Origin of the sequence: Anaerococcus degeneri, from assembly GCF_017874475.1 — a bacterium.
Lineage (GTDB): Bacteria > Bacillota > Clostridia > Tissierellales > Peptoniphilaceae > Anaerococcus > Anaerococcus degeneri.
In genome coordinates, this window is sequence record NZ_JAGGLO010000006.1 from 113,734 (window position 1) to 120,311 (window position 6,578).

The 6,578-nt window shown below is 36.1% G+C and carries 2 protein-coding genes, 10 tRNA genes, 1 rRNA gene and 1 pseudogene; all 14 read right to left on the reverse strand.

The annotated features are described in order from the left end of the window. Positions 1–260: 260 nt before the first annotated feature. Positions 261–2,882, reverse strand: a complete 2,622-nt coding sequence (locus J2Z38_RS07350; protein ID WP_209774386.1) for a SpaA isopeptide-forming pilin-related protein — start codon at positions 2,880–2,882, stop codon at positions 261–263. Between the two features lie 87 nt (positions 2,883–2,969). Beyond that, positions 2,970–3,149, reverse strand: a pseudogene (locus J2Z38_RS10765) (hypothetical protein); the annotation flags it as partial. Then, positions 3,149–4,639, reverse strand: coding sequence for a thioester-forming surface-anchored protein (locus J2Z38_RS07360; protein ID WP_209774392.1), 1,491 nt, complete (start codon positions 4,637–4,639; stop codon positions 3,149–3,151). The pseudogene J2Z38_RS10765 and the gene J2Z38_RS07360, both read right to left, overlap by 1 nt. Positions 4,640–4,894: 255 nt before the next feature. Continuing rightward, positions 4,895–4,971, reverse strand: a tRNA-Arg gene (locus J2Z38_RS07365). A gap of 99 nt (positions 4,972–5,070) precedes the next feature. Then, positions 5,071–5,145, reverse strand: a tRNA-Gly gene (locus tag J2Z38_RS07370). 3 nt (positions 5,146–5,148) lie between these two features. Next, positions 5,149–5,224, reverse strand: a tRNA-Thr gene (locus J2Z38_RS07375). A gap of 230 nt (positions 5,225–5,454) precedes the next feature. After that, positions 5,455–5,531 (reverse strand) — tRNA-Asp (locus J2Z38_RS07380). A gap of 109 nt (positions 5,532–5,640) precedes the next feature. Beyond that, positions 5,641–5,716, reverse strand: a tRNA-Val gene (locus J2Z38_RS07385). A 117-nt stretch (positions 5,717–5,833) separates the two neighbouring features. After that, positions 5,834–5,908 (reverse strand) — tRNA-Glu (locus tag J2Z38_RS07390). 70 nt (positions 5,909–5,978) lie between these two features. After that, positions 5,979–6,053, reverse strand: a tRNA-Glu gene (locus tag J2Z38_RS07395). A 41-nt stretch (positions 6,054–6,094) separates the two neighbouring features. Next, positions 6,095–6,171: transfer RNA gene (locus J2Z38_RS07400), tRNA-Met, on the reverse strand. Positions 6,172–6,193: 22 nt separating this feature from the next. Then, positions 6,194–6,270 (reverse strand) — tRNA-Met (locus tag J2Z38_RS07405). A gap of 13 nt (positions 6,271–6,283) precedes the next feature. Continuing rightward, positions 6,284–6,358: transfer RNA gene (locus J2Z38_RS07410), tRNA-Asn, on the reverse strand. A 117-nt stretch (positions 6,359–6,475) separates the two neighbouring features. Then, positions 6,476–6,578 (reverse strand): 5S ribosomal RNA (gene rrf, locus J2Z38_RS07415); the annotation flags it as partial.

Genomic DNA, 6,578 nt, shown 5'->3' on the forward strand with positions numbered 1-6,578 from the left:
TATATTTTTAAAAGATTTTACCTGTAAGAATTAAAAAATTCCATAAAACTTTCACTTATACCCAAAAATATAATTTAATGGAAATTCCAATAAAAAACTTGGCCAAATCTTGCATCCAAAATAAAAATTTCCCACCCCTAGGGGTAGGAAAGGAAAAAGAAATACCAGAGCTAGTTTAGTTCTAGCTCTGGTATTAGGTCCAACTTTGTTGGTCAGCTTATTATGTCCTCATCTTTTTACTTATAGATATTTTATATCTTTTATTTTTTCTTTCTAGTTAGGTATAGACCTACACTTGAAGAAATGATAGCCACGCTATAGAAAGCAAGGTTAGAAATTACCCCAGTTTTTGGTGCCCCTTTTAGGGTTCTAACTATTAGATTTTCCTTATTTTGAGGCTTATCTTTATCCTTTTCTTTGCTTTCCTTGTCTTTATCTACTACTTCAGTAGTCTTATCTTTATCTTTAGTTGATGGCTTATCTTTATCTTTAGTTGATGGCTTATCTTTATCTTTAGTTGATGGCTTATCTTTATCTTTAGTTGATGGCTTATCTTTTTCAGACTTATCTTTGCCCTTATCAGATGATTTGTCTTCCTTGTCATTAGGCTTATGATCCTTATCATTAGGCTTATGATCCTTATCCTTTGGATGCTCTGATGTTTCGTATTCATCAACCATAACTAGGATCTTGTTGCTGCCGATTGTTTTTAGGCTTGCCTTATCTGCTATGATTTCGCCTTCTTTTGTAATTTCAAAGTCGATTGATGTTGCTATCTTGTAGCCTTTTGGTGCGACTGTTTCTACAAATTCATACTTGCCTGGTTTTAAGCTGAATGTGTTTGGTGCATCTGAACTTGTCCATTCTTCTACGACTTTTCCAGTTGCTTTTTCTTTGATTTGTAGTTTTGCTCCAGCAAGTTCTTTGCCTAAAATATCTTGTTTGCTAAAGAAGATTTTGCTTTCTTTGTAGTCGTCTACCATTACTAATATTTTTGATGAGCCAACTGTCTTTAGGCTCTTATCGTTTGCTTTTATTTCACCGTCAGCTGTGATTTCAAAGTCGATTGATGTTGCTATCTTGTAGCCTTTTGGTGCGGCTGTTTCTACAAATTCATATGATCCTGGTTTTAAGCTGAATGTGTTTGGTGCATCTGAACTTGTCCATTCTTCTACGACTTTTCCAGTTGCTTTTTCTTTGATTTGTAGTTTTGCTCCAGCAAGTTCTTTGCCTAAAATATCTTGTTTGCTAAAGAAGATTTTGCTTTCTTTGTAGTCGTCTACCATTACTAATATTTTTGATGAGCCAACTGTCTTTAGGCTCTTATCGTTTGCTTTTATTTCACCGTCAGCTGTGATTTCAAAGTCGATTGATGTTGCTATCTTGTATCCCTTTGGTGCGGCTGTTTCTACAAATTCATATGATCCTGGTTTTAAGCTGAATGTATTTGGTGCATCTGAACTTGTCCATTCTTCTACTACTTCATTAGTTTCTTTGTTTTTAATTTGTAGTTTGGCTCCTGGTAATTCTTTGCCTAAAATATCTTGCTTGCTAAAGAAGATGTGTGATTTTTTGTAGTCATCAACCATTGTTATGATATTTTCAGAACCTTCAGTTTTAAGACTATCTTTATTAGCTACAACCTTGCCATCAGTAGTGATTTCAAACTCTATAGAAGTAGCAATCTTGTACCCCTTAGGAGCAGCAGTTTCAACAAATTCATATTTACCTGGTTTTAATTCAATTTTTTGAGGTTTATCACCACTAGTCCATTTTTGAACTACCTTATCATTTGATTTATCTATAATTTGTAATTCAGCATTTGGTAATTCATTTCCTAGGATGTCAGTTTTACTAAATGAGATTTTAGTTTCTTTATAGTCGTCGACCATGACAATTACATTATTACCAGTAGATGTTTTTAGTGAACCTTTGTCTGCTGTTACTTTTCCACTTTTATCTACAGCAAAGTTGATTTCAGTAGCAATCTTATATCCCTTTGGTGCTGCTGTTTCTACAAGCTTATAATTTCCTTCACTTAGTTTGAAGGTTGTTGTAGAGCCATCGCTTACCCATTCTTTGATAACTTTATCTGTCTTTGTATCAATAATCTGTAAACTTGCACCTTTTAGTTCATCACCTAAAACATCTTGCTTGCTAAAGAATATATTTGCACTCTTTGGCTTTTCTGGCTCAGGTGTTCCTGGGTCTGGTGTAGTACCACCTTCGCTTTCATCTTCCATTGCAATTACATAGTGTAAGTCGCTATCATCATAAGATGTTCCTATAAGGTTTTGGAAATGACCATTATTTGATACATAAAAATCGTATCTATAACTTGTTGTTTCCTTTTCAGCATACTCTATCAATGCTTGGGTATAGGCTTTTATTTTGTTTTCCGTATCTCCATCTTTTGCTAAAACATCAAAACCGTGACCAAAAGCTTTTAAACCATCATTTGTTATTTCTGCACTATCAGTGTAATAATACACAGCTAACTGAGTTGCTGCCTTTAATTGTGTACTTGTAAGCCCAACAGCATTAACTTTTGAGTTTGGGTATCCTCCATGGATTACTCTAGAAACCTTATTTGCTAGATCAGCCCCACTAACTCTAGGATTTTGAGCATATTTATAAAGGCTGTCAGGATCTATTATTTTGTTATACTTAACAACACCATGATTGAAATCTGGGACAATATTTTCTCCATCATCGTAGCTTTCATTTGGAGATTTTTTCTGGGCATTGAAACAATATACAACTTGGTTGTTAGGTGATTTTTTAATATAATAATGCTTTGCATATATATTTGGATTTACTATAAAGTCATCATTATTTCTATCATCAAAAGCATCATAAGAGAAAGGATTTTCAACACCCATAGGTGCTTTCTTGCCATTTATAAATACTTTTCCTTCTTTAACTTCAAACTCTATATCACTAGCTATCTTATAGCCAGCTGGAGCATTTTTCTCTTTTAGAATATAAGAGCCGTCAGTCAGTTCAAATTCTTTTCCCTTATTATCTGATTTGAAATTTCCATCTTTTACAAGTGTAAGTTCTTTTTCATCCTTACTGATTTTATATAGGTCAAGCTCGGCACCTTCAAGAAGTTTTTTATAATCTCCCTGGGCGTATTTTCTGATGATTACTTTAGTTTTTTATCATCTTCATCTTCTCCAGTTTTTTCCTTATCGGTAATATATAAATTATTTTTAAAAGAACTTACATCAAAATCACCAGGGACGCTTTTATCCTCATTTTGTCCTCTATCTTTTATTTCTATCTCACCATCTGCTTTAACTACGAATTTAATTCCACTTATTTTTTGAAATCCTTCTGGCGCAGTTTTCTCATTTAGGATATATGATCCAACTTCAAGTTGTATTTTATTTAGTATTTCTTTTTCACTTGTGAATGTTTTTAATACCTTATCTGAATCATTTGCTTTTGAAATTTCAAATACTGCTCCTGCAATCTGGGCACCATCACCCAGTTTTTGTATCATTATTTCTTTTTCTTCTTTTTTATTATCCCTTGGGATATCAATTACTGAACCATCTGGTCTTACTAGATTGCCACTTAATAAGTTTTGATATTCCTTATTATGGTCACCACTTAATGTGCCATTACTTATATATAAATCTAGGGTTGATTGTTCTGGTGGTGTATATCCTTCTGGCACTTCATAAGTAGGATTGCCTTTTTTATAATTATCTAAAAGACTAGGTAAAGCTTTTGGGTCTACGGTGGTACTGCCTGCTTTCTTTAATAATATAGCTAGTGCAAGACTTTGCTTTTCACTTATACTACCGAGTATCTGTGGCTTATTATAAGCATTATCAGTAAAATGCCATATAGCCATTTGAGTGACAGTTCTCATATCATCATCACTTAGACCTAAAGATTTTTGAATAGCATCGTTGTTTGGGTATCCATTTGCCAAAACTGTCTTTAATTTATCTATTAAATCTTGGCCTTTGTACTTAGATTCTTTATTAACTTTATCTCTAAATGCCTCAACACTACCTGTTGTTTTTTTATAGGCTAATTTTTTAGTATTATTAAAAGAATCTGGCCATGCTTTTGTTTTATTAAAACAATATACAACTCTCCTATTACCTGGATTTGGATCAGATCCTTTAGGTCCCTTTTCTACATAAAGTTTTGTAGCTACTCCAGCACTACCTTCTTGATAGCCTATATAAGGAAATTCATCATTTTCCTTATCATCATATACTTCATCACTGGTGTCAGAAGCTTCACCCACAGATTTAACTTCTACTTTTCTATCTTCTCTACTAGTAGGATCTGAAGACTCTTTCACCTCCAAACTAGAACTTTTCTTGTCAGCTGATTGAAGGCTAGTAGCAGTTTCTTTATTAGAATCAGGGCTCTTAGGATTTGTGTCCAAAGATTTCAGTATCTTATCGTTTTTTTGACGAAAGGGACTTGCTCCTTTATCACTTTCATTCTTATCATTGCCATCGTCATTTTTGTCTGTCTCATTAGCTCTACCCATAACAGATTGAGCCTTCTCATTTTGCCCTAAGCTATCCGAACTTGCTGCTAAGCTGGGCACAATATTAGTTACAACCATCATTATTGCTAGTATTAACGCTAGTACTCTTTTTTTCATTTTTACCTCCTCCAATTAAAATAGTCTATTCCTAGGATGAAAAAGAGAAAAATGTAAACCTAGTTCATAGCATTAATTATACCTTTTTATCATAATTTTGCGAAAAATAACAAATTTTAATAGCTTAATGACATGATAATCTGAAACTTTGATTAGATTGATAACTCATTAGTATATAAAAATGCTTTTTTAAATATTGAAGATAAATTTATTGTAATAAAAAAAGAAGTATAAAATTAAATACTTCTAAAAAAATGGCGCGTCATTGAGGATTCGAACCCCAGGCCTTCTGGTCCGTAGCCAGACGCTCTATCCAGCTGAGCTAATGACGCATAAATATTCTCTACCTTATTAGTATATCTTATTTTTATATCTTAGTCAAATGACCTAAGTGATTTTAAATTAAAAAAGCTTGCCTAGCAAGCTATAACTGGAGCGGATGACGAGATTCGAACTCGCGACCCTCGCCTTGGCAAGGCGATGCTCTACCACTGAGCCACATCCGCATATGGAGCTGATGATAGGAATTGAACCCACAACCTACTGATTACAAGTCAGTTGCTCTACCAATTGAGCTACATCAGCCCATCAAAAGAGTTGGGCGGGATTAGACAATCTAATCCCTATATTGTAATAAGCTTTGAAGCTTATAATTACTATGTAATTGGCAACCTGGATGAGAATCGAACCCAGTCCCTTGCAGGGTTTCAAATCATTAGATTTGAAATCTTCGAGACGAACGTAGTGAGTCCGAAGAACTCTCCGCCGTAACGGCGGACTGTGAACGAAGTCACATCTAAGGTTTATTATTATTTTGGCGACCTGGATGGGATTCGAACCCACGACCTCCGCCGTGACAGGGCGGCATTCTAACCAGCTGAACTACCAGGCCATAAACACGCCTATCTGGCGCATTGAGGAGCCTCACATAGTGGCGTTAGATTAACGTCAACTTATAGAGTAAAATCCCCTAAATAGTCATTATTGTAATGATATGATTATGGTGGAAGTAACAGGGCTCGAACCTGTGACCCCCTGCTTGTAAGGCAGATGCTCTCCCAACTGAGCTATACTTCCATAAAACAGAACGTGTTTTTAAGTCCTCGGACTACGTCCTGCGGTATTTCGCGCCTGAAGGGCGCGCCTCCTCCGTGAGCCGGAGTGGCTTGTCCTCTCTGAGCCGGACGGGCTAATTGGTGACCCTACCGGGATTCGAACCCGGGATACCACCGTGAAAGGGTGGTGTCTTAACCGCTTGACCATAGGGCCTAGATTTTATAAATATTTAAATTTTACCTTAAAAATTAATACCATAGGCTATATAAGTCTATGGTCAATCTGGTGACTCCACCGGGATTCGAACCCGGGAAACCAGCGTGAGAGGCTGGTGTCTTAACCGCTTGACCATGGAGCCATATAGCTCCTAGGTCAATAAGCTAAGAGCTTATAAAAAATTGGTAGCGAAGAAGAGACTTGAACTCTTGACACTCCGGGTATGAACCGAATGCTCTAGCCAACTGAGCTACTTCGCCATATTAAAAAATATTATAATTTTGGTTGCGGGAGCAGGATTTGAACCTACGACCTCCGGGTTATGAGCCCGACGAGCTACCAAACTGCTCTATCCCGCGCTAAAAGCTTTTTTGGCGCTCAGGGTGGGACTCGAACCCACAACCTACCGGTTAACAGCCGGGTGCTCCACCATTGAGCTACCTAAGCATAAAGCTAGATAGAATAATTCTAGGAAAACCTAGAATTTATCATAAATCTTAATTTAATTATTATTACTAACTCTTTTCAAACCTAATCGCAAAAACGATTAGGCTAGAAATAGTTATTTGGCAACTTCCTACTCTACCACACGGTTGCCCGAGCAGTACCATCGGCGTTATAAGGCTTAACTTCTGTGTTCGGTATGGGAACAGGTGTATCCCTTATG

Coding starts and splice junctions, on each gene's coding strand:
- J2Z38_RS07350 (WP_209774386.1), bottom strand. CDS start 2,882: ATGGGTGTTGAAAATCCTTTCTCTTATGATGCTTTTGATGATAGAAAT.
- J2Z38_RS07360 (WP_209774392.1), bottom strand. CDS start 4,639: ATGAAAAAAAGAGTACTAGCGTTAATACTAGCAATAATGATGGTTGTA.